The following is a 21,816-nucleotide window of genomic DNA, read 5'->3' as shown; positions in this document are numbered from 1 at the left end:
GAAGATCCGGAAGTCGTGCGCGTAGACGAACACGGTCCGCCCGTGCACCGTCCCCCAGCCCGTGATCACACCATCGGTGTACGGCTTCTTGCTCTCCAGACCGAAGCCGGAGGCACGGTGCCGACGGAGCGGCTCCACCTCCGAGAAGGACCCCTCGTCCAGCAGGAGGTCGATACGCTCCCGGGCCGTCAGCTTGCCCTTGGCCTTCTGGGCCTGGGTCGCTCGCTCGCTCGGACCACGCCGAACCTGCTCGCGAATGGCGTGCAGCTCGGCGACGCGCCCACGGACGTCACTCGCCTCTACGGGCGCACCTTCGAGATTGCTCATGCATAGACGGTACGTGGCGGGACCGTCCGAAACTCATGTCGTTTCCATACAACGTCATGTGCCTTTTGGTGGGCAGGCGGCACAGAGGGCCGCAGCGACCCGGAGCGGGGGTCCCCCCGATCGGGGGGTACTCCTGTGGAAGTTCCACAAAACTCCCGCCCCTGAGCCGTAGGCAAGTGAACTTGACGGGCGACGGGCCGGAAACGGCGCCACGCCCCGTCATGCCAGGGCTACGGAGCAGCGGTGCGGGGCGCAGGCGGTGCCGGGGGCGACGCGGAGCCGGAGACTGTCGCCTGTCGACAGAACGCGGACGGTGGCGTCGTGCGCGGTGACGCGGCGCACGGGGCGGTCCCAGGTGATCTCGACGGGGGCACCGGTGCGTGGCGGTTCGGCCATATGGAGGGTAGCGGTCCGGCCGTGGTCGCGGATGAGCACGGCGGCGGGGGCCGAGGAGGTGAGGGGGCCGGCGGTGCCGGGGGTCCAGAAGGCGGCGGCGGTGAGGCCGAGGGAGGGCAGGTGCGCGGCCTGGCAGCCGGCGGTGTTGGCGAGGAGTCCGAGCCAGGTGTCGTCGGCGGCGCGGCCGGCCAGGGCACGGGGCCCCGCACCGGGCATGAGGAGGTAGGCGTAGGCGGCGTCCTCGGGGTCGGTGCCGTGGGGGTGCCAGAGGGTGAGGTAGCGCCGCGTGAGGCGGTCGGGGGCGCCGCCGGTGTTGATGTCGCGCCAGGAGCCGGTGCGGGACTCGCGCAGGGCGTGGAGCGGGGCGGCGCCGGGGAGACGGCCGGGGAAGACGTAGCCGCCGTGGCCTTCGAGGTGGATCCAGCGGGCGGCTTCGTAGCGGGCGCTCCAGCCGTCGGTGAGCGGCTGGGGGACGCCGTCGACGAGGAGGGCGGGCGCCCCGTGCGCGCCGAGGTTGCGGTGGTCGACGGTGGTCACGACGGGGTGGCCGTCGCGCGCCGTGATGCCGGCGCCGAGGCAGACGACGGCGTCCGCGGTGCAGATCCACGTCTTGCGGGCCTCAAGGGTGGAGGAGAGCCCTTTGAGGTGCTGGCCGATCACGGCGTACTCGCCGTCGCTCACGCCGCCGACCCAGCGCACGGCGGGCCGGGGCTCGCCCCATGCGCCGCCTTCGTTGCCGGCGAGGGGCTTGGTTGAGGCGGTGGTGCCGGGCAGCCGGTAGGGGTCGGCGGTGGGCCAGAAGGCGTCGGTGTACGGGGCGCCTGCGCCTGCGCGCCACCAGTAGAGCATTCCGGCGCCGGTGTGCCAGCCGTGCGGGTTCTCGCCGTTGCCGTTCTCGTAGTGGGCGATGCGGTCGGAGGCCATGGCGATGCCGGCCGTCCAGCCGGGGCGGCGGTGCACGGCGCGGTCCATGGCGGGGAAGAGGCGGTGCTCCACGGGGGCGGGGGCGGGGGCCCCGTGCGCGGCGCAGGCGGCGGCGAGCCGGGCGAGGTCGGCGACGGGGAGCGCGGGGTCGGTGAGCAGCGGGAGGGTGGTGTCGCGGGCGGCCCAGCCCTTGATCAGCGCGTGCCAGCGGGTGCGTTCGGCGGGGGTTGCGCTGGTGGCGAGGAGGGCGATGGCGGCGATGAGGGCGTGTCCGCGCTGGTGGTCGCTCTGCGGCGGCGTGGCGGGGTCCGCGGCCTGCAGGCCGCGGCTGACGGCGCGGCCGGAGACGCTGTCCATGACGAGCCCGTCGTGGATCAGCGGCGCGTACGCCTTCTCGACGCTGTCGTAGGCGGTCCGCCGGGCGGGGTCGGTGATCTCCCAGGGGGAGCCGTGGAGCAGGGCGAGGAGCCGGCCGAGCCCGTCGAGGAGCACCTGGCCGTAGGTGCCGGAGTAGGCGACGTGGGTGTGCTGGACGAAGGAGCCGTCGGCGTAGAGGCCGTCGCCGCGGGTGACGTACGGGAAGACGGGCGAGAGGGCGTCGCGGGCAAGGGCGGTCTTGGCGGCGGAGGCGCCGAGGATGCCTCGGAGGGCGACGACGCGGCACAGGTCGACGCGGTTGGCGCCGGTGCTGGTGCCGGTGTAGTCGCCGAGCATCGTGTCGGGAACGAAGTGGTCGACGGCGGCGAGGTACGCGGTGCGCCGTGCGGCGCCGGCCTCGTCGTGGAGGAGCGCGAGGCTGTCGAGGAGGAGCCGGGGGCTGCCGATCTGCCATTCCCACCAGTTGCCGGTGGGCGTGGTGGCGGGGTGGTAGACGCGGGCGTGGACGTGGTCGAGGCCGGCGAGGGTGTCGGCGGCGAGGGCGGGGTCTCCGGTGAGCCCGGTGCCGGGCTGAGCCCAGGCCCGGGCCATGGTGTGCAGGCGGGCGTAGCTGCGGGTGATGCCGGAGGGCGGGTCGAAGGGGGCGTCCGGCCAGAGCGAGGCGGGGCCCGGGGCGATGCCGGCGCGGTAGGTGCGGGCGAGGTCTCCGGTGCGGCGCAGGGCGGTGGCGTAGGGCTCGGCGGCGGGGTCGAAGCCGGTGCCGAGCATGAGGCCGCGCCAGCGGGCGCGGAGGGTGGCGAACGCGTCGCCCTCGCCGGCGTCGTCGCTGCCGCCGCGGATGGCGGTGGTGAAGCCGAGGGTGCCGGTGACGGAGGCGGCGAGGAAGCCTCTGCGGGTCCAGGCGGGCGGGCGGGGAACGGCGGGACCGGGCTGCACGGCGGGGCCTCCCCGGGGCGCGGTGCGGGACGGTGCGGACGGTGCCGGAGGCACACGGTGGCACGGGGCGGGAAGGAGCGGCAATGGTGCGCCGGCCGTGTCGGCCGGGGTAGGCCGGAATTGACCCCTCCCTAGATGTTGAATGTTTAACGAGTTCGCGCTACCGTATCTTCAGAGTTAAGTTGAATCTTCAACGAACTTGCCAGGCCGCTTTCGAACTCAGCCTCAGGAGCACACCATGGGCCTCTTCAGCCGCAAGCAGAGCACCGCCCCGGCCGCCGTCCCCGCCCCGCGCGCCGTCGACCCCGCACTCGCCGCCCTCACCGGCGACTACACCATCGACCCCGCCCACAGCAGCATCGGCTTCACCGTCCGCCACGCCATGGTGACCAACGTCAAGGGCGCCTTCACCGAGCACGAGGGCACCCTGCGCCTCGACGGCACCGACCCGTCCCGCTCCACCGCCACCATCGACGTCCGCACCGCGAGCGTGGACACCGGCATGAAGGACCGCGACGCCCACCTGCGCGGCGGGGACTTCTTCGACGCCGAGGGCTTCCCGCTGATGTCCTTCCGCTCGACCGCCGCCGAGCAGCTCGGCGGGGACCGCTACCGCATCACCGGCGACCTCACCATCAAGGACGTCACCCGCCCGCTCTCCATCGACCTGGAGTTCAACGGCTCCGCCACCGACGTCTACGGCATGGAGCGCGTCGGCTTCGAGGGCGGCGCCGAGATCCTGCGCTCCGACTGGGGTCTGACCTGGAACGCCGCCCTGGAGGCCGGCGGGGTCATGGTCAGCGACAAGGTGAAGCTGACCTTCGACATCTCCGCGGTCAAGGCCGCGCCCCAGGCCTGAGGCCCCGTGCGGTGTCAGTGGCCGAGGCGCAGGAGACGGCCGGCGATCTCCGCGCCCCGGTCCGCGCCCGTGCTCAGCGCGATGTGGTTGTCGGGCCGTACGAGCACCAGGGCGTCCTCGCCCTCCCCGATCCCGTAGGCGCGCCGGGCGTGCCCCTCGGGGTCGTCGACGAGGCACGTGCGCAGGCGGTCCGCGCACTCCTCCCCCGCCTCCGTCAGGGCCTGCGCGCTCCCCCGGCCGAAGCCCAGCAGCGTGAAGTGCGGCCCGGCGAAGACATCGAAGAGCCGGCCGTCGCCGCAGGGCCCGTCGGGGGCCCGTTCGCCCGCGTTCGCCCCGCCCCATGCGAGCGAGCTCCAGCCGTAGCCCACGCCCAGCGTGGTGACGTCGTCCGTGATCACCGCCTCCGTGCCGACGCCGGCCCGCTTCACGCCCTCGGTCACCGCGCGCAGCCGCTCGTCGGTGAGGCCGAGCGTCCAGGCGGCGACGGGCAGCCGCTCCTCCTCGTAGGTGTCCAGCAGGCCGGGCGCGGCCAGGCCGCGCACCACGTACGCGAGTTTCCAGCCGAGGTTGAAGGCGTCCTGGATGCCGGTGTTCATGCCCAGCCCGCCCGCGATGGAGTGGACGTGCGCCGCGTCCCCGGCGAGGAGCACCCGCCCCGTGCGGAGGCGGCCGGCCATCCGGACGTTGATGCGGTAGGTGGAGAACCAGGTGGGGTCGGACAGCCGGATGCCGGCCTGCCGGGAGCAGCGGTCGACGAGCCTCTGGAACGACTCCAGGGTCGGCGCGAGGGGCCGTCCGTCCGCGTCGCGCTCGGGCGTGCCCTGCAGCTGCCAGTGGGCGCTGCCGCGGAAGGGGCAGAGCATGACCGCCGCGTCCTCGTCGAACCACTGGTGCCAGTAGGCGGGGTCGAGCCCGTCGGCGCGGACGTCGCCGATCACCATGCACTCCTCGGCGTCGGTGCGGCCTTCGAAGGTCACGCCGAGCGCCTTGCGCACGGGGCTGCGGCCGCCGTCGCAGCCGACGAGGTACGCGGCCTCGATGCGCCGCCCGTCGGCGAGCGTCGCGACGACGCCGTCCGCGCCCTGGGTGAACCCGGTCAGCTCGCTGCCGAACTCCGGCTCCACGCCGTGGCCGGCGAGCCTGCCTCGCAGGATCTCCTCGGTGCGCCACTGGGGGATGAGCAGCCCGCTGGCGTACGGGGTGGCGGGCGTGGGGGTGCGGTCCGCGAAGGGGACGGTGTCGGCGATCGCCACGCCGTCGCGGTACTTGCGCAGGGCGATGTGCTCGGTGCCCGAGGCCGCGGCCTCCGCGCCCGCACCGAGGTCGTCGAAGAGCTCGCGGGTGCGCTGGTTGATGCCCTTGCCGCGGGAGGCGCGGTGGGGTTCCGGGGACTTGTCGATGATCCGTACGGCCGCTCCCGCGCGGGCGAGGGTGCAGGCGAGGGTGAGGCCGGTGGGGCCGGCGCCCACGATCAGGACGTCGGTGGCGGTCGTCGCTTCGGCGGTGGTGGTCGTCATGCGCTCATGAAAGACCGCCCGGCCAGAAAATGCAACCGAGTAACAAAAGATTCCGAGTAACGTAGATTCTGTTAGGGTGGCCTCGTGACCGAGGAGACGACCGGGCTGCGGGAGCGCAAGAAGCAGCGCACGCGGCAGACGCTGTCCGAGACCGCCATCGCGCTGTTCCTGGAGCGCGGCTTCGACCGGGTGTCGGTGGCGGAGGTGGCGGCGGCCGCGGAGGTGTCGAAGCCGACGCTGTTCCGCTACTTCCCCGCCAAGGAGGACCTGGCCCTCCACCGCATCGCCGACCACCAGGGGGAGGCGGCGCGCGTCGTGCGCGGCCGGGCCCCGGGCGAGTCCCCCCTGGCCGCGCTCCGCGCCCACTTCCACGCCCGGCTCGACGCCGGCGACCCCGTCACCGGCCTGTGCGACGTGCCCGCCGTACTGGCCTTCCGGGACATGCTCTACTCGACGCCGAGCCTGGCGGCCCGCCTCATGCAGTACGCCGCCGAGGACGAACGGGCACTGGCCGGAGCCCTGGCGGAGGCGGGGGCGGACGAGGTGACGGCGGGTCTGGCGGCGGCGCAGGTCATCGCCGTCCACCACGTCCTCGCGCGGGACAACTTCCGGCGCCTGGCGTCCGGCCGCATCACCGCCGCCGTCCTGGCCGCGGCCCACGCCGACGCCGGGCGGGCGTACGACCTGCTCGGCGCCGGGCTCGCTCCTCAGGGCCTGTGACGCGCCCCCGGCCACGCTCCGGGGCGCGCCCAGGGGCTCACTCCCGCGGCTCCACGCCCGCACGCCTCAGCCCGTACGCGTAGGCGTCGTCGAGCGCCTGCCACGATGCGGCGATCACGTTCTCGGCGACGCCGACCGTCGACCACTCGCCGCTCTCGTCGCTCGTGGAGACCAGGACCCGGGTGATCGACCCCGTGCCCCGGCCGCCCTCCAGGATGCGCACCTTGTAGTCGGTCAGCTTGAGCGCGGCCAACTGCGGGTAGATGCGCTCCAGCGCCACGCGCAGCGCCCGGTCGAGCGCGTCGACGGGGCCGTTGCCCTCGGCGGTGGCGACGATGCGCTCCCCCTTGGCCCACAGCTTCACGGTGGCCTCGTTGGCGTGCGTGCCGTCCGGCCGGTCCTCGGCGATCGCCCGCCAGGACTCGATCCGGTAGTAGCGCCGCGCGCGCCCCTCGGCCTCCTCGCGCAGCAGCAGTTCGAAGGAGGCGTCGGCCGCCTCGTAGGTGTAGCCCGCCAGCTCGCGCTCCTTGACGCGCCCCACGACGCGGCCGACCAGCTCGCGGTCGCCGCCGAGGTCGACCCCGAGCTCTTTGCCCTTGAGCTCGATGGAGGCGCGGCCGGCCATGTCGGAGACGAGCATGCGCATGGTGTTGCCGACCCGCTCCGGGTCGATGTGCTGGTACAGGTCCGGGTCGACCTTGATCGCGGAGGCGTGCAGCCCGGCCTTGTGCGCGAACGCCGAGACGCCCACGTAGGGCTGGTGCGTGGAGGGCGTGAGGTTGACGACCTCGGCGATGGCGTGCGAGATGCGCGTCATCTCGGCCAGCGCCCCGTGCGGCAGCACGCGGCGGTCGTACTTGAGCTCCAGGGCGGCCACGACGGGGAACAGGTTGGCGTTGCCGACGCGCTCGCCGTAGCCGTTGGCGGTGCACTGCACGTGCGTCGCGCCGGCGTCCACGGCGGCGAGGGTGTTGGCCACTGCGCAGCCGGTGTCGTCCTGCGCGTGGATGCCCAGGCGGGCGCCGGTCGCCTCGATGACCTCCCGCACCGTCGCGCCGACCTGCGCGGGCAGCATGCCGCCGTTGGTGTCGCACAGGACGACGACGTCGGCGCCCGCCTCGTACGCGGTGCGGACGACTTCGAGGGCGTAGTCCGGGTTGGCGCGGTGGCCGTCGAAGAAGTGCTCGCAGTCGACGAAGACGCGGCGGCCGTGCCCGCACAGGTAGGCGACCGTGTCGCGCACCATGGCGAGGTTCTCGTCGAGGGTGGTGCGCAGGGCCAGTTCGACGTGCCGGTCGTGGGACTTGGCGACCAGGGTGATCACCGGGGCGCCGGAGTCGAGCAGCGCGGCGACCTGCGGGTCGTCCTCGGCCCGCACGCCCGCCTTGCGCGTGGCGCCGAACGCGACGAGCCGCGCGTGGCGGAAGTCGATCTCCTCGCGGGCGCGCTGGAAGAACTCGGTGTCCCGGGGGTTGGCGCCCGGCCAGCCGCCCTCGATGAAGCCGACGCCGAAGTCGTCCAGGTGCCGGGCGATGGTCAGCTTGTCCGCGACGGTGAGGTTGATGCCCTCGCGCTGCGCGCCGTCGCGCAGCGTGGTGTCGAAGACGTGGAAGCGGTCGTCGACGTGGGTGCGTTCGTCGGGGCCGTCGGTTGCGTCCGTCATGCTGCTCTGACTCCTGTGAGGATGTCGGTCTACCGGAATTACCCGTTCCACCGTCCCCGGGCCTGCCCCGCCCTGCGTTCCCCGGCGCGGGTGGGCCGGAAAACGCAAAAACCTCTCGCGGGTGCGAGAGGTCTGCGCGCGGGTCTGGGACGACGGTGTCCGCTCCGTACGGGTGGTACGGGAGCGGTCACTGCGGACCGGCGCGCCTGCTGCCAATAATCATGGCGAACGGGAGCATAGGTGCATCTTGGCACACGCCGGTTCCGCCGTGCGGGCGGGTCTCAGGATGCGGGCACCTTGCCCGGGTCCGCCGGAGCGCCCTCGGGTGCGCCGCCGACCCGCTTGAGGTCGATGTCCCGCGTCTCCCGCATCGTCAGATAGACGACCAGCGACACGGCGGCGCAGCCGGCCACGTACCAGTAGAAGCCCGACTCGATGCCGCCGTTCTTGAACCACAGGGCCACGTACTCGGCCGTGCCGCCGAAGAGCGCGTTGGCGATGGCGTACGGCAGCGCGACGCCCAGCGACCGGATGCCCGTCGGGAAGAGCTCGGCCTTCACGCACGCGTTGATGGAGGTGTAGCCGGTGACGACGACCAGGGCGAGCAGGGACAGGCCGAGGGCCGGCCAGAACGAGCCCGCGTGCTTGAGCATGGTCATGATCGGCACGGTGAGGAAGGTGGAGCCCACCGCGAAGGTGACCAGCAGAGGGCGGCGGCCGATGCGGTCCGAGAGGGCGCCCGCGAGGGGCTGCAGGCAGGCGAAGACCAGCAGGGCACAGAAGCTGACCAGGGTCGCGGTCTGCTTGGGCAGGCCCGCACTGTTGGACAGGTACTTCGTCAGGTAAGTGGTGTACGTGTAGTACGCGACGGTGCCGCCCATGGTGAGGGCGATGACGAGGAAGGCCTCGCGCTTGTGCCGCATGAGGGCCCGGATGGTGCCGCGCTCGGCGGCGGCCCCGGCGCTCTCCTCGGTGCTCTCCCCCGTGGCCTCCGTGTACGCCTCCGTCTCCAGCATGTTGCGGCGGAGGTAGAAGATGACGGCCGCGCCGAGCGCGCCCACGACGAAGGGGATGCGCCAGCCCCAGCTGTGCAGCTCGTCGCTGGAGAGGGTGTGCTGCAGCACGATCTGCAGCCCCAGGCCGAGGATCTGGCCGGCCGTCATCGACACGTACTGGAAGCTGGAGGCGAAGCCGCGGCGGCCCGGCGCGGACGCCTCCGTGAGGTACGTGGCGCTGGCCGCGTACTCGCCGCCGACCGACAGGCCCTGCAGCAGCCGGGCGACGAGGAGGACGGCGACGCCGCCGTAGCCGGCGACCGCGTAGGTCGGCGCGACGGCGATGAGCACGGCCGAGGCGGACATCAGGGAGACGGTCAGCGTGAGGGCCGCCTTGCGGCCCTTCCGGTCGCCGACCCGGCCCAGCAGCCAGCCGCCCACGGGGCGCATGAAGAAGCCGACGGCGAAGATGCCGGCGGTGTTCATCAGCTTCGCGGTGTCATTGCCCGCGGGGAAGAAGGAGCCCGCGAAGTACGTCGCGAACGACGCGTAGACGAACCAGTCGAACCACTCGACCATGTTGCCGGCCGAACCGACCCAGATCTTCTTCCAGTGCTGTCCCATGGTGGATCACGGTGGCGGAACGGCACGGGGCGGACAAGGGTCCGGCCGGCAACGATCACGCGTACTTGCGTGCGTTGCGTTCACGGGGTGACGCGCGCAGGCCCCTCGCCGGGGCGTCACGCGGGCTCCCGTCCGGACACACGTACGTGCCTCGTCCCGTACACACGTATGCCCGCATCCGTGGATGCGGGCATACGGACGTACGTCAGCGCGGGCTTCAGCCCAGGGGGTGCATCCAGCCGTGGGTGTCCTCGGCCACACCGGTCTGGATGTCGAGGAGCGCCTTGCGGAGCTTCATGGTGACCTCGCCCGGCTGCCCGTCGGCGACCGTCCAGCCGTCGCGCGCGGACTTCACGGTGCCGACCGGGGTGATGACGGCGGCGGTGCCGCAGGCGAAGACCTCGGTGAGGGTGCCGTCGGCGCAGCCGTTCTTCCACTCGTCCACGGAGATGCGGCCCTCGGAGACCTCGTAGCCGAGGTCGGCGGCGATCGTCATCAGCGAGGCGCGGGTGATGCCGGGGAGGAGCGAGCCGGTGAGCTCGGGGGTGACGATCTTGTCTCCGTACACGAAGTACAGGTTCATGCCGCCCATTTCCTCGATCCAGCGGCGCTCGATGGCGTCCAGCCAGACGACCTGGTCGCAGCCGTGCTCCATGGCCTGGGCCTGGGCGACGAGGGAGGCGGCGTAGTTGCCGCCGGCCTTGGCGGCGCCGGTGCCTCCGGGGCACGCGCGCACGTACTCCTCGCTCAGCCAGACCGAGACCGGCTTCACGCCGCCGGGGAAGTAGGCGCCGGCGGGCGAGGCGATGACCACGAACATGTACTCGTTGGCCGGGCGGACACCGAGGCCGACCTCGGTCGCGAACATGAACGGACGCAGGTAGAGCGAGGCCTCGCCGGAGCCGGGCACCCACGCCTTGTCCTGCTTCACCAGCGCGTCGCACGCCTCGATGAAGGTCTCGACGGGCAGTTCGGGCATGGCGAGCCGGCGCGCGGACGCCTGCAGGCGCTTGGCGTTCTCCTCGGGCCGGAAGATGGCGACGGAGCCGTCGGGCTGGCGGTAGGCCTTGGCGCCCTCGAAGATCGTCTGCGCGTAGTGCAGTGTCATGTTCGCCGGGTCGATCGACAGCGGCGCGTACGGAACGAGCTGGCCGTCGTGCCAGCCCCGGCCTTCCGTCCACTTGATCGTCACCATGTGGTCGGTGAAGTGGCGGCCGAAGCCGGGGTTGGCCAGGATCTGCTCCCGCTCCGCGTCCGACAGCGGGTGCGAAGAGGGCTTGAGCTCGATCGTGGGCGTCGTCATGAGTGCGTGTCCTTCACCGTTGTGTGTGGCGGACCGCGAGCTCGCCCCGTCCCTGACGGTGTCAGAGCATCCGAGCTTCCCCTCATGCCGCGGCCCCACGTTCGATTATCGCTCGTGGGGCCGTGGACGGAAAACGTACGCGCGGCCCTGGATCGATGGTCGCATCCGGCCGCGCGCTGAGTCAGCGGCCGGGAGCTAGCCGGTTACTCGCAGGGCTAGTGCGTCGCCGGTCTCGTCCGTCGTGCGGGGCGCGGCCCCGTCCCGGGCGGCCAGGTCCTCGGCGACGGCCGTCTCGATGCGGGCGGCCTCGGCCTCGTAGCCGAGGTGGCGCAGGAGCAGGGCCACGGAGAGCACCGTGGCGGTGGGGTCCGCCTTGCCGGTGCCCGCGATGTCGGGCGCGGAGCCGTGGACCGGCTCGAACATGGACGGGAAGGCCCCGTCGGGGTTGATGTTGCCCGAGGCGGCGAGGCCGATGCCGCCGGTGACGGCCGCGGCGAGGTCCGTGAGGATGTCGCCGAAGAGGTTGTCGGTGACGATCACGTCGAACTGCTCGGGCCGGGTGACCATGAAGATGGTCGCCGCGTCCACGTGCAGGTAGTCGGTGGTGACCTCGGGGTACTCCCGGCCCACCCGGTCGAAGGTGCTCTTCCACAGCTGTCCGGCGTAGACGAGGACGTTGTTCTTGTGGACGAGCGTCAGCTTCTTGCGGGGGCGCGCCTGGGCCCGCTCGTAGGCGTCGCGCACCACGCGCTCCACGCCGAGGGCGGTGTTGACGCTGACCTCGGTGGCGACCTCGTTCGGGGTGCCGGTGCGCAGGGAGCCGCCGTTGCCGGTGTAGGGGCCTTCGGTGCCCTCCCGGACGACGACGAAGTCGATGTCGGGGCGCCCGGCGAGCGGGGTGGCCGTGTTCGGGAAGAGCTTCGAGGGCCGCAGGTTCACGTAGTGGTCGAAGGCGAACCGCAGCTTGAGCAGCAGGCCGCGCTCCAGCACGCCGGCGGGCACGGAGGGGTCGCCGATCGCCCCGAGCAGGATCGCGTCGTGACCCTTGAGGGACGCGAGCTCGGCGTCGGGGAGGATCTCGCCGGTCGCGTGGTACCGCCGGGCGCCGAGGTCGTACTCCTCGGTCTCCAGCTTCACGTCCGACGGGAGGACAGCCGAGAGCACCTTGAGGCCCTGGGCCACGACTTCCCGGCCGATGCCGTCACCGGGGATCACTGCGAGGCGAATGCTGCGAGACATACCGGGACCGTACTCTCCCGTCCCGTTGGATGACACACCTTGTCCACAATACGGACAGATGATGAAGCTGCCAGGTCACGTTCACCCAAAGTCCGCAACGGAGTTGCCGGTTCCTGGCACGTTGGTCGCCATGGACACACCACGCGTAGGCATCCCCGAGCACCTCGCGGACCGCATGACGATGGCGGAGCAGCACGAATACCTGCGGGCCCGGTTCGCCCGGCCGCTCACCCGGCGCGGCATGCTGCGCGCCGGGGCGGTGACGACCGGGGCCGTCGCCGGCACCGGCCTCCTGGGCGGCGCCGCGCACGCTTACGCCGGACCGGCGCCCTCCCCGGGTCCCTCGCCCGCATCGTCCCCGGCGCCGCTCGTCTCCTCCGCCGCCACGGCGGTCGACGGCAGGCACGTGGCGCCCTTCGGGCGGCACCTGGCCTTCGGCGCCGACCCGCGGACCCAGATGCGGATCTCCTGGCAGGTGCCGTTCACGGTGAGACGGCCGTACGTCCGGGTGGGCCTCGCGCCGTGGGACCTCGGCCTCAAGCTGGAGGCCGACGTGCGCACCCTGCACACGCCGCCGCTGTCGAAGAAGCTCCCCGCCGTCGACCAGGTGTACCTGCACGCCGCGCTCGACAACCTGCGCCCCGGGCGGACGTACTACTACGGCGTGGGGCACGACGGGTACGACCCCGCCGACCCCCGCCACTTCTCCGGCATCGGCACCTTCCGCACCGCGCCCGAGCGCCCGGAGAAGGGCGGCAAGGCCGAGAAGTTCACGTTCACCGCCTTCGGCGACCAGGGCGTCAGCTACCAGGCCCTCGCCAACGACCAGCTGATCCTCGGCCAGAACCCTGCGTTCCACCTGCACGCGGGCGACATCTGCTACGCCGACGACAGCGGCGCGGGCAAGCCCACCGACGTCTACGACGCGCGCGTGTGGGACCAGTTCCTCGCCCAGACAGAGTCCGTGGCGGCGTCCGTCCCCTGGATGGTCACCACCGGCAACCACGACATGGAGGCCTGGTACTCCCCCAACGGCTACGGCGGCCAGAGCGCCCGCTGGACCCTCCCCGGCAACGGCTTCGACCCCGCGCACGCCCCGGGCGTCTACTCCTTCGTCTACGGCAACACCGGCGTCGTCGCCCTGGACGCCAACGACATCTCGTACGAGATCACCGCCAACACCGGCTACAGCGGGGGCGCGCAGACCGCGTGGCTCGACCGGCGGCTCGGCGAGCTGCGCCGCACGCGCGGGCTCGACTTCATCGTCGTCTTCTTCCACCACTGCGCGTTCTCCACGACGAAGGCGCACGCGTCGGACGGGGCAGTGCGGGAGGCTTGGCTGCCGCTCTTCGAGAAGCACAAGGTCGATCTGGTCATCAACGGCCACAACCACATCTACGAGCGCACCGACGCGCTCCGCGGCACGCGCGTGGGGCGGAAGGTCCCCATCGGCGGCACCGCCGACTCCACGCGCGACGGCATCGTCTACGTGACCGCCGGCGGCGCGGGGAAGTCGCTGTACGACTTCCCCGCGCCGGACAGCTACGAGGGCCACGTGAAGGACCTGGAGAGCGTGGACAGCTACTTCTGGGAGAAGGGGCGCGTGAAGCACCCGGAGCAGGTGGAGTGGTCGCGGGTGCGCTACACCGGCTTCTCGTTCCTCGCGGTGGAGTCCGAGCCGGCCGCACGGGGCGGGCGCCCGCGGCTGCGGGTGACCGCTCTCGCGGAGAACGGCGCGCGCATCGACCGCTTCGACGTCGTCCGCCCCGCGCGGCGGGACTGAGGCGGGCCCCGCCGGCCGCTCAGTGACCGGTGACGCCGCCGTTGTCCCGGCGGTCCAGGGCCCGCTGGAGCGCGGCGGCGGCGTTCATCCGGTCGGTCTGGCGGTCGGTGCGGTCGGCCGTACGGGCGGTTCGGCGGGCCCTGCGGACGGCGGTGTCGGCCATGGGAAGTCACTTCTCCTCTGCTGCCTGCGGGGCCTGCGGCCCGCGGGAGGGCTTCGAAGGGATGCGAAAGGAGGGAAAGAAGAGCGGGAGGAGCGCCGGGGGAAGGGCGGGGGCCGCGGTGCCGCAGGGGTCGCCTGCGCTCGCGCACGGGGCCGCAACCGCTTGACGCTCGATGGAGCGCGCGTTCGGCTTCTTCCACGCTAGGACAGCTGTACCGCGCTGTCTGCACAATTACTCGGGCTTCCTACTATCTGAGACAGCCGGGCGGCCGGCTCCCCGCGTCGTACGGACGAGCGGCGAGCAAGTGTGTGAGCACCCCACTGATCAGCGGGCCGCCCCGTGCGGCGAGAGTGGCCCCCATGAACGACCTGTACGTACTTTCGCCCTGGTACGCGGCCCGGTGAGCACCCTGTACACGAGCGACGTCCTGCCGCGCGTCGTCCCGGTGGTCGCCGGTGTCCTCGGGGCCTCCGGACTGGCGGTGGCCTGCCTCCCCGCGCGCGTGGCGATGCGCCGGGAGCTCCGGCGCCGCTGGCCGGCGTGGGCCGTGGCGGCCTCCGTCCTCGTCGGCGCGCTCGCCCTGAGGGAGCTGGGCGCGATGGTGCTGGCCTTGCTGCTGGGGCTGGTCGCGGTCGCCGAGTACGCCCGGCGGGCCCGCCTGGGGCGGGGCGAACGGGTGGTGCTGGCCCTCGGGGCGCTCCTCCTGCCGCCGCTCGCCCTGATGGAGGCGGACGACCTTGCACACCCCTTCGGCCTGCGGACCGTGGCGCTGCTCACCGCCGCCGGCGTCCTGCCCGCGCTGCTGTCCGGTGACACCGCACGGGGCGGCGAGCGCGCGGCCCGTACGGTCTTCGGGCTGCTGTGGATACCGGTCGCGCTGACCGGACTTGTGGTACTGGAGGGCACTGCCCTCGCGGTGGGCGTGGCGGTCGTCTTCGGTGACGCGGGCGCGTGGTGCGGCGGCGTGCTGCTGAGCTGTCTGGGCGGCACCCTGGCCCGGCCTCCGGCTCCCCTCTCCCTGTCGTTGCCCGTATCCCCCGACAAGACCTGGGCGGGCGTCCTGTGCGGCGGCATGGGCGTGGCGGCGGGGCTGGAGGCGGCGGGCGCCTTCACGGTCACGCTGTGGGCCGCGGTACTGGCCGGCAGCGTCCTCGGCGGCCCCCTCGTGTCCTCGATCGAGCGGGAGGCGGGCGCGGGGGCCGCCCGCGCGTGGCTGCCCGGCCTCGGCGGTCTCCTCGACCGCATCGGCCCGCTTCTCCTCGCGCTGCCGTCGGCGATGGCGGTGACCCTGTGACAACGCCCCCGCCCGGCTGGGGAGCCGGACGGGGGCGGAGGTCAGCTACGGGGCCGGATCAGCCCATGTGCGGGTAGCGGTAGTCGGTCGGTGCGACCAGGGTCTCCTTGATGGAGCGGGTCGACACCCAGCGCTGCAGGTTGCTCGCGGCACCCGCCTTGTCGTTGGTGCCCGAGGCGCGGCCGCCGCCGAAGGGCTGCTGGCCGACCACGGCACCGGTCGACTTGTCGTTGATGTAGAAGTTGCCCGCGGCGAAGCGGAGCTTCTCCATCGCGTCGGCGGCCGCGTAACGGTCGCCGGCGATGATCGAGCCGGTCAGCGCGTACGCCGAGACGGACTCCATCTGCTCCAGCATCGCGTCGAAGTCGGCGTCCTCGTAGACGTGGACGGCGAGGATCGGGCCGAAGTACTCGGTCGTGAAGACCTCGTTCTCCGGGTCGGTGCACTCGATGACGGTCGGGCGGACGAAGTAGCCCACCGAGTCGTCGTACGTGCCGCCGGCGACGATCGTGCAGCTCGGGTCGGCCTTGGCCCGGTCGATCGCGGCCTTGTTCTTGGCGAACGAGCGGTCGTCGATGACGGCGCCGATGAAGTGCGACAGGTCGGTGACGTCACCCATGGTGATGCCGTCGACCTCGGCCGCGAACTCCTCCTTGAAGCCGTCCTCCCAGATGGAGCGCGGGACGTAGGCGCGGGAGGAGGCGGAGCACTTCTGGCCCTGGAACTCGAAGGAGCCGCGGGTCAGGGCGGTCTTCAGGACCGCGCGGTCGGCGCTCGGGTGGGCGACGACGAAGTCCTTGCCGCCGGTCTCGCCGACCAGGCGCGGGTAGGAGCGGTACTTCTCGATGTTGTTGCCGACCGTCTTCCACAGGTACTGGAAGGTCTTGGTCGAGCCGGTGAAGTGGATGCCGGCCAGCTCGGGGTGGTTCAGGGCCACCTCGGAGACGGCGATGCCGTCGCCGGTCACCAGGTTGATGACGCCCTTGGGCAGACCGGCCTCCTCCAGGAGCTGCATGAGCAGCACGGCGGCGTGGGTCTGGGTGGGGGACGGCTTCCAGACCACCACGTTGCCCATGAGGGCGGGGGCGGTCGGCAGGTTGCCGGCGATGGCGGTGAAGTTGAAGGGCGTGATCGCGTAGACGAAGCCCTCGAGCGGGCGGTGGTCGCTGCGGTTCCACACGCCGGCGGAGTTGGCGACCGGCTGCTCGGCGAGGATCTGGCGCGCGAAGTGCACGTTGAAGCGCCAGAAGTCGACGAGCTCGCAGGGGGTGTCGATCTCGGCCTGCTGGGCGGTCTTGGACTGGCCCAGCATGGTGGAGGCGGCCAGCGTCTCGCGCCAGGGGCCGGCGAGCAGCTCGGCGGCGCGCAGGATGATCGCGGCGCGGTCGTCGAAGGACATCGCGCGCCAGGCCGGGGCGGCGGCGAGGGCGGCGTCGATCGCGTCCTGGGCGTCCTGCGTCGTGGCGTTGTTGAAGGTGCCGAGGACGGCGGCGTGGTTGTGCGGCTGCACGACCTGGAACGGCTCGCCGCCGCCCATGCGCTTCTCGCCGCCGATGGTCATCGGCAGGTCGATCGGGTTCGCCGCCAGCTCCTTGAGCTTGGCCTCCAGGCGGGCACGCTCGGCGCTGCCGGGGGCGTAGCCGTGGACCGGCTCGTTGACCGGGGCGGGGACCTGGGTCACAGCGTCCATGGGTTCCGTGTCTCCTTCGGGGCTCTGCGGGGGGGGTGTGGGGGGGGCGGCTCAGCCCTTGGTGAGGATGGAGCGGGCGAAGAACAGCAGGTTGGCCGGCTTCTCGGCGAGGCGCCGCATGAAGTAGCCGTACCAGTCGGTGCCGTAGGCCGTGTACACGCGCATCCGGTGGCCCTCGGCGGCCAGGCGGACGTGCTCCTCGCTGCGGATGCCGTAGAGCATCTGGAACTCGTACTCGTCCAGCTTGCGGCCGGCCTGCCGGGCGAGCTCCTGTGTGATGGCGATCAGACGCGGGTCGTGCGAGCCGATCATCGGGTAGCCCTCACCCGCCATGAGGATCTTGATGATGCGGACGAACGCCTTGTCGATCTCTGCCTTGTCCTGGTATGCGACGGAGGCGGGCTCCTTGTACGCACCCTTCACGATACGCACACGGCTGCCGGCGGCGGCCAGGCGGCGGGCGTCGTCCTCGGTGCGGAAGAGGTACGCCTGGATGACGCAGCCGGTCTGCGGGAAGTCCTTCCGCAGCTCCTCGTGGATGGCGAACATCGAGTCGAGGGTCGTGTGGTCCTCCGCGTCCAGCGTAACCGTGGTGCCGATGGCGGCGGCGGCCTCGACGACGGGGCGGACGTTGGCGAGGGCGAGCTCGTGGCCGCCCTCCAGCGCCTGGCCGAACATGGAGAGCTTGACGGACATCTCGGCGCGCTTGCCCAGGCCGAGCTCCTTCAGGCGGCCGATGAGCTCCAGGTAAGCGTCGCGGGCGGCGTGGGACTGCTCGACGGTGGTGATGTCCTCGCCCACCACGTCGAGGGTGACCTCGAGGCCCTTGGCGGCGGCGTCCTTCACGATCGGAATGACCTGGTCGACGGTCTCCCCCGCGATGAAGCGGTCGACGACCTGCTTGGTGCCCGGGGCGGCCGATACGAAACGACGCATTTTGTCGCTGCGCGACGCAGCGAGGATCACGGGACCCAGCACGGGGCACCTCCACGATGACGGTCGTCCCCACGCGGGGAAACGGCATAAGTAACTCATCGTGAAAACTAGAGATCACCTCGATCGTGAGCCATCGACAGCTGTCACGCATCCGTGGCCCGGATCTCAGACACATGTATGACAATGGTGACCTGCACATAGAACCTTGGGTCGATTTCGGGACAATTTGCGAACCCAAAGAGCCCGAAGGCCGCGTCCGGCGTGAGCCGGGCGGGCCCGCACGAAGCGGGGGAAGGAGCGTGGCGGGGCCATGCGCGGTGACTATCAGCACCTCGTCGACGAGATATCGGCGGCGCTCGGCGCCCCGGCGACGCTGGAGGACCGGGACTTCGTCCTGATCGCGTTCGGCGCGCACGGCGGTGACGACGACCTCGACGCGGTGATGGACCCGGTGCGGACCCGCTCGATCCTGCAGCGCCGGTCGACGGCGGCCGTCCGGGCGTGGTTCGAGGCGTTCGGCATCGCGCGGGCGCAGTCGCCGCTGCGGATCCCGCCGGACCCGGCGGCGGGGGTGTTCAAGGGCCGCATCTGCCTGCCCGTGCGCCACCGCGGCGTGGTGCACGGCTACGTGTGGCTGCTGGACGACGAGCAGCTGGCGGGCCTGGACCTGAGCCTCCCGTACGCGGATCCGCGGCTGGCCCAGGCCATGGAGACGGCGGCCCGGATCGGTGAGCTGCTGGCCGCCGAGGCGCGGGCCGGCGCGGAGCTGGGCGAGTTGCTGCGGGAGGTCCTCGCGGGGCGGCCCGCGGGGCGCGACGCCGCGGCCGCCGCACTGCGGGAGGCGATGGGCCAGGCGGCGGACGGGCCCCTGGGGCTGGTCGCGGTCGCGCCGTGGGCGCTGGGCGACGGCGAGCACGGGGAGGGCGATCCGAGCGCGCCCGACGGGATCGGTTCCGCGCTGGCGGGGCAGTCGGGGGTGGCCGCGCTGTGCGCCGTCCCGGACCCCCTCCCGGAGGGACCGGCGGCGCTGGCCGCGCTGGTCCGGCTGCGGACGACTGCGGCGGTCGCCCCGGCACGTACGGCGGCGGAGCGGCTGCTGCGCTCCCCGCGCGCGGGGAACGGCACGGCCGGGCTGGCCGCCCCGCGCCGCGGCCTCGCGGAGCTGCCGGAGGCCTGGCGCGAGGCGCTGGGGGCGGCCCGTGCCGCGGCGGCGGAGCCGCGCCTGGGGCCGGTGGCGGAATGGGGGGCCATCGGCCCGTACCGCGTGCTGGCCTCCCTGCCGGCCGGGGCCGCGGCGGACACCTCCGTGCGCCCCCTGCTGGCCCCGGCCCACGCGGAACTGGCCCGCACGGCGGAGGTGTTCCTCGACTGCGCGGGCCAGGCGGGCCGCACGGCCGCCGCCCTGGGCATCCACCGGCAGACGCTGTACTACCGCCTGGCACGCGTGGAGCAGCTCACCGGCCTGGACCTGGACGAGGGCGAGGGCCGGCTGCTGCTCCACATGGCCCTGAAGGCGGCCCGCCTGTGACGGCCGCGCGCCCCGCCCGCCGGGCCGGGGCCGGCCCGCTAGTCCTCCTCCACGGTGATGGCCTGCACGGGGCAGGCCCGGGCGGCCTCCTTGAGCATCGGCTCGCCCGCACCGTCCTCGCGGCCGGACCGCACCACGCCGAAGCCGTCGTCGTCCTGGTCGAAGACGCTCGGCGCGGTGAGGGCGCACTGCCCGGAGCCGATGCAGACATCGGAGTCGATGGAGACGCGGTGGGGGCTCATAGCGGGTTCCGTTCTGTCGTCATCGCCGGTCACCAGGCGACGGGCAGGGCGTAGAGCCCCTGCAGGGTGTCACCGGGCTTCACGGACACCTCGCCGGGAGCAACGGCGAGGTGCAGGTCCGGGATACGGGTGAAGAGCGTGCCGAGGGCGATCTCCATCTCCGCGCGGGCCAGGTTCTGCCCCAGGCACTGGTGGACGCCGTAGCCGAACGCGACGTGGTGGCGGGCCGAGCGGCTGACGTCGAGGGCGTCGGGTCCGGGGTAGGTGGCGGCGTCGCGGTTGACGAGCGAGGTGCTGATCATGATGCCGTCGCCCGCGCGCACGGTGTGCCCGGCGATCTCGATGTCCTCCGTGGCGACCCGCACCATGCCGTCGGCGATGGACAGGAAGCGCAGCAGTTCCTCCACGGCGGTGGGCATGAGGGCGGGGTCGGTGCGCAGGGCGGCGAGCTGCTCGGGGTGTTCGAGGAGCGTGTACACGCCGAGCGAGATCATGTTGGACGTGGTCTCGTGGCCGGCGACCAGCAACAGCAGCGCCATCATGACCAGTTCGTCGCGGTCGACCTGGCCGTCGCCGAGGCGGTCCGTGATGAGCTCGTCCAGCAGCCCCTCGCCGGGCTCGGCCTCCTTGCGGGCCACGAGGCGGTGGAGGTAGTCGCGCAGGTCGTCGCGCGCGGCGACGGACTCCTCGGAGGTCGGTGCGCTCACCAGCCGCCGGGAGCACCCCTCGAAGTAGTCGTGGTCGGCGTAGGGGACGCCCAGCAGGCTGCAGATCACTATGGACGGCACGGGCAGGGAGTACGCGGAGACGAGTTCGGCGCTGTTGCCCTTGGCGAGCATGGTGTCGATGAGGCCGTCGACGACGAGCTGGATGCGGGGCCGGAGGGCGTTGGCGTGCTTGACGGTGAAGCGCGGGATCAGCATGCGGCGCTGGCGGGCGTGTTCGGGGTCGTCCACGCCGAGCAGCGGGACCACCACCGAGGCCTGGTCCTCGGCGCGCGGGGCGAAGACGGGGAAGGCCGGATTCCGGCGGTCGGACGAGACGCGGGGGTCCGTGAGCAGGGAGCGGGCTTCGGTGTGGCCCGTCACGAGCCACACCACCCGTCCGTCGTACAGCGTGACGTGCGTCAGCGGGCCGCGGGCGGCCAGGTCCTGGTATCCCGCGGGCGGCTGGTAAGGGCAGGTGCGGTCGCTGGGGAAGGAGGGAGCCGAGGTGCTGGTGGACTGGGTCCCGGTGTCGGTCATGTGCTTCCTTCCAGGCGTTCGGACTGTTGTCCTCTACATCCGGTTCACCCAGTCCAAGCCCGTTTCACGCTGCGGGCTACGAGCATTCCGGCCATATTCCGCACAACACCCGACACCCGCCGCAACCGGTCCGCGGCCGCACCTTTGCCGCGGTTCCCCCGGCTCACCCCTCGCGGAACACGTCCAGCAGGCGGGTGAAGCTGTCACCCCCGTACCCGCGCTCCATGCCGCGCCGGAAGACCTCCAGGACGGCGGCGGGCAGGGCGGTGCCGACCCCCGAGCCCTCCGTCGTGCGGAGGACGTGGTCGACGCTCGCGACACCCATGGCGAGCTTGTCGACGTCGCCCTCGTGGTTGCCGGCGTCGATGCGCGGCGCGTAGAACGCGAGGAAGTTCGGCAGCGAGGCCATCGTGGACTGCGCGTACGGCAGGAACTCCTGCGCCGTGATGCCGTTCGCCGCGGTGACGGCAGTGGCGTGCAGGTAGCTGAGCATCGCGGTCCAGAACATGTCCATCTGGATCTGGTAGTACAGCGCGGCCAGACCGGGGTCGGTGCCGCGGTAGTCGGCGCCGGTGAGCACCTTCAGCGCGGCCTCGTGGGCCTCGAAGACCTCCTTGGGGCCGCTGTAGAAGGTGGACGACTCGGGGGACCCGATCCCGGAGGGCGGCGTCTGCACCCCGCCGGTGAGGTGCTCGGCCCCGTGCCCGGCGGCCCAGGCGGCGGCCTCGCGGGCCCGTTCCGGGGTGTCCGAGCTCAGATTCACCAGGACCCGGCCGCGCAGGGCGCCCGCGGCGGGCTCCAGGATCGCGTACACCGCGTCGTAGTCGGTCAGGCTCAGGATCACCAGCTCGTTCGCGGCCAGCGCCTCCTTGACGGTCTCCGCACGGTGCGCGCCCCGTGCGACGAGGGAGGAGACCCTGGCCGCGGTGCGGTTCCAGACCGTCACCTCGTAGCCGGCGTCGAGGTACGCCCCCGCCATGGCCCGCCCCATGGGGCCGAGGCCGATGACGGTCACTGCTGCCTTGTTCGCGGACACCATGAATCCACACCTCTCT

Annotated in this window: 18 protein-coding genes; 5 read left to right on the top strand and 13 right to left on the bottom strand. The window is 72.4% G+C overall.

Annotated features, from left to right (window positions below; all coding sequences use genetic code 11):
- Nucleotides 1-327 (bottom strand): carboxyl transferase domain-containing protein (locus tag IF61_RS0121720; protein ID WP_030368156.1); only part of this gene is annotated, 327 nt, incomplete at its 3' end.
- A 219-nt stretch (nucleotides 328-546) separates the two neighbouring features.
- Entirely contained in the window at nucleotides 547-2,961 is a 2,415-nt protein-coding gene (locus IF61_RS0121715; RefSeq protein ID WP_030368155.1) for a polysaccharide lyase family 8 super-sandwich domain-containing protein, read from the bottom strand.
- A 238-nt stretch (nucleotides 2,962-3,199) separates the two neighbouring features.
- Here IF61_RS0121715 and IF61_RS0121710 point away from each other — a divergent pair, with 238 nt between their 5' ends.
- Nucleotides 3,200-3,820: a YceI family protein gene (locus tag IF61_RS0121710; RefSeq protein ID WP_030368154.1), complete on the top strand. Its 621-nt coding sequence runs from the start codon at nucleotides 3,200-3,202 to the stop codon at nucleotides 3,818-3,820.
- Between the two features lie 14 nt (nucleotides 3,821-3,834).
- On the opposite strand, the gene IF61_RS0121705 is transcribed toward IF61_RS0121710, so the two are convergent.
- Nucleotides 3,835-5,337: an FAD-dependent monooxygenase gene (locus tag IF61_RS0121705; RefSeq protein ID WP_052392900.1), complete on the bottom strand. Its 1,503-nt coding sequence runs from the start codon at nucleotides 5,335-5,337 to the stop codon at nucleotides 3,835-3,837.
- 84 nt (nucleotides 5,338-5,421) lie between these two features.
- On the opposite strand from IF61_RS0121705, the gene IF61_RS0121700 reads away from it, so the two are divergent.
- On the top strand, nucleotides 5,422-6,057 hold the full coding sequence (locus tag IF61_RS0121700) for a TetR/AcrR family transcriptional regulator (protein WP_030368152.1): 636 nt from the start codon (nucleotides 5,422-5,424) through the stop codon (nucleotides 6,055-6,057).
- A 37-nt stretch (nucleotides 6,058-6,094) separates the two neighbouring features.
- On the opposite strand, the gene cimA is transcribed toward IF61_RS0121700, so the two are convergent.
- From cimA to IF61_RS0121680, 4 genes are all read right to left on the bottom strand, one after another.
- The gene (cimA, locus tag IF61_RS0121695) at nucleotides 6,095-7,720 is read right to left on the bottom strand and encodes a citramalate synthase (RefSeq protein WP_030368151.1); all 1,626 of its coding nucleotides are present in this window, start codon (nucleotides 7,718-7,720) and stop codon (nucleotides 6,095-6,097) included.
- A 281-nt stretch (nucleotides 7,721-8,001) separates the two neighbouring features.
- On the bottom strand, nucleotides 8,002-9,339 hold the full coding sequence (locus tag IF61_RS0121690) for an MFS transporter (RefSeq protein ID WP_030368150.1): 1,338 nt from the start codon (nucleotides 9,337-9,339) through the stop codon (nucleotides 8,002-8,004).
- Nucleotides 9,340-9,556: 217 nt separating this feature from the next.
- A complete protein-coding gene (locus IF61_RS0121685) occupies nucleotides 9,557-10,642 on the bottom strand; it encodes a branched-chain amino acid aminotransferase (protein WP_030368149.1) in 1,086 nt (361 codons plus the stop codon).
- 195 nt (nucleotides 10,643-10,837) lie between these two features.
- A complete protein-coding gene (locus tag IF61_RS0121680) occupies nucleotides 10,838-11,881 on the bottom strand; it encodes a 3-isopropylmalate dehydrogenase (RefSeq protein ID WP_030368148.1) in 1,044 nt (347 codons plus the stop codon).
- Nucleotides 11,882-12,011: 130 nt separating this feature from the next.
- Between IF61_RS0121680 and IF61_RS0121675 the strand changes: the two genes are divergently transcribed.
- Complete coding sequence (locus IF61_RS0121675; RefSeq protein WP_043190087.1) at nucleotides 12,012-13,664, top strand: purple acid phosphatase family protein; 1,653 nt, start codon at nucleotides 12,012-12,014, stop codon at nucleotides 13,662-13,664.
- A 19-nt stretch (nucleotides 13,665-13,683) separates the two neighbouring features.
- On the opposite strand, the gene IF61_RS36340 is transcribed toward IF61_RS0121675, so the two are convergent.
- Entirely contained in the window at nucleotides 13,684-13,827 is a 144-nt protein-coding gene (locus tag IF61_RS36340) for a hypothetical protein (RefSeq protein WP_169748836.1), read from the bottom strand.
- Nucleotides 13,828-14,227: 400 nt separating this feature from the next.
- Between IF61_RS36340 and IF61_RS0121665 the strand changes: the two genes are divergently transcribed.
- On the top strand, nucleotides 14,228-15,121 hold the full coding sequence (locus IF61_RS0121665) for a phosphatidate cytidylyltransferase (protein ID WP_030368146.1): 894 nt from the start codon (nucleotides 14,228-14,230) through the stop codon (nucleotides 15,119-15,121).
- Nucleotides 15,122-15,179: 58 nt separating this feature from the next.
- Here IF61_RS0121665 and pruA read toward each other — a convergent pair whose 3' ends face one another.
- Both pruA and IF61_RS0121655 read right to left on the bottom strand, forming a co-directional pair.
- Complete coding sequence (pruA, locus tag IF61_RS0121660) at nucleotides 15,180-16,811, bottom strand: L-glutamate gamma-semialdehyde dehydrogenase (protein ID WP_030368145.1); 1,632 nt, start codon at nucleotides 16,809-16,811, stop codon at nucleotides 15,180-15,182.
- Nucleotides 16,812-16,862: 51 nt separating this feature from the next.
- Nucleotides 16,863-17,789 carry a proline dehydrogenase family protein gene (locus tag IF61_RS0121655; protein WP_030368144.1) on the bottom strand — a complete coding sequence of 309 codons (927 nt, stop codon included), beginning with the start codon at nucleotides 17,787-17,789 and terminating at the stop codon, nucleotides 16,863-16,865.
- A 268-nt stretch (nucleotides 17,790-18,057) separates the two neighbouring features.
- Between IF61_RS0121655 and IF61_RS0121650 the strand changes: the two genes are divergently transcribed.
- On the top strand, nucleotides 18,058-19,275 hold the full coding sequence (locus IF61_RS0121650; RefSeq protein WP_030368143.1) for a PucR family transcriptional regulator: 1,218 nt from the start codon (nucleotides 18,058-18,060) through the stop codon (nucleotides 19,273-19,275).
- A 38-nt stretch (nucleotides 19,276-19,313) separates the two neighbouring features.
- Here IF61_RS0121650 and IF61_RS0121645 read toward each other — a convergent pair whose 3' ends face one another.
- The 3 genes from IF61_RS0121645 to IF61_RS0121635 form a co-directional block, all read right to left on the bottom strand.
- Entirely contained in the window at nucleotides 19,314-19,517 is a 204-nt protein-coding gene (locus IF61_RS0121645; protein ID WP_030368142.1) for a ferredoxin, read from the bottom strand.
- A gap of 29 nt (nucleotides 19,518-19,546) precedes the next feature.
- Nucleotides 19,547-20,761 (bottom strand): cytochrome P450, encoded by a 1,215-nt coding sequence (locus IF61_RS0121640; protein ID WP_030368141.1) that lies wholly within the window; start codon nucleotides 20,759-20,761, stop codon nucleotides 19,547-19,549.
- A 163-nt stretch (nucleotides 20,762-20,924) separates the two neighbouring features.
- Nucleotides 20,925-21,800, bottom strand: a complete 876-nt coding sequence (locus IF61_RS0121635) for an NAD(P)-dependent oxidoreductase (protein ID WP_052392899.1) — start codon at nucleotides 21,798-21,800, stop codon at nucleotides 20,925-20,927.
- Nucleotides 21,801-21,816 lie beyond the last annotated feature (16 nt).

It is taken from the genome of Streptomyces roseoverticillatus, from assembly GCF_000719265.1.
GTDB classification, from domain to species: Bacteria; Actinomycetota; Actinomycetes; order Streptomycetales; family Streptomycetaceae; genus Streptomyces; species Streptomyces roseoverticillatus.
This window is presented reverse-complemented; position numbering and strand designations above follow the sequence as displayed.

What these genes read in the sequence shown, in the direction of transcription:
- IF61_RS0121685 (WP_030368149.1), bottom strand. Translation starts at nt 10,642, where the DNA reads ATGACGACGCCCACGATCGAGCTCAAGCCCTCTTCGCACCCGCTGTCG.
- IF61_RS36340 (WP_169748836.1), bottom strand. Translation starts at nt 13,827, where the DNA reads ATGGCCGACACCGCCGTCCGCAGGGCCCGCCGAACCGCCCGTACGGCC.
- IF61_RS0121645 (WP_030368142.1), bottom strand. Translation starts at nt 19,517, where the DNA reads ATGAGCCCCCACCGCGTCTCCATCGACTCCGATGTCTGCATCGGCTCC.
- IF61_RS0121640 (WP_030368141.1), bottom strand. Translation starts at nt 20,761, where the DNA reads ATGACCGACACCGGGACCCAGTCCACCAGCACCTCGGCTCCCTCCTTC.
- IF61_RS0121705 (WP_052392900.1), bottom strand. Translation starts at nt 5,337, where the DNA reads ATGACGACCACCACCGCCGAAGCGACGACCGCCACCGACGTCCTGATC.
- IF61_RS0121675 (WP_043190087.1), top strand. Translation starts at nt 12,012, where the DNA reads ATGGACACACCACGCGTAGGCATCCCCGAGCACCTCGCGGACCGCATG.
- pruA (WP_030368145.1), bottom strand. Translation starts at nt 16,811, where the DNA reads ATGGACGCTGTGACCCAGGTCCCCGCCCCGGTCAACGAGCCGGTCCAC.
- IF61_RS0121635 (WP_052392899.1), bottom strand. Translation starts at nt 21,800, where the DNA reads ATGGTGTCCGCGAACAAGGCAGCAGTGACCGTCATCGGCCTCGGCCCC.
- cimA (WP_030368151.1), bottom strand. Translation starts at nt 7,720, where the DNA reads ATGACGGACGCAACCGACGGCCCCGACGAACGCACCCACGTCGACGAC.
- IF61_RS0121710 (WP_030368154.1), top strand. Translation starts at nt 3,200, where the DNA reads ATGGGCCTCTTCAGCCGCAAGCAGAGCACCGCCCCGGCCGCCGTCCCC.
- IF61_RS0121650 (WP_030368143.1), top strand. Translation starts at nt 18,058, where the DNA reads ATGCGCGGTGACTATCAGCACCTCGTCGACGAGATATCGGCGGCGCTC.
- IF61_RS0121680 (WP_030368148.1), bottom strand. Translation starts at nt 11,881, where the DNA reads ATGTCTCGCAGCATTCGCCTCGCAGTGATCCCCGGTGACGGCATCGGC.
- IF61_RS0121690 (WP_030368150.1), bottom strand. Translation starts at nt 9,339, where the DNA reads ATGGGACAGCACTGGAAGAAGATCTGGGTCGGTTCGGCCGGCAACATG.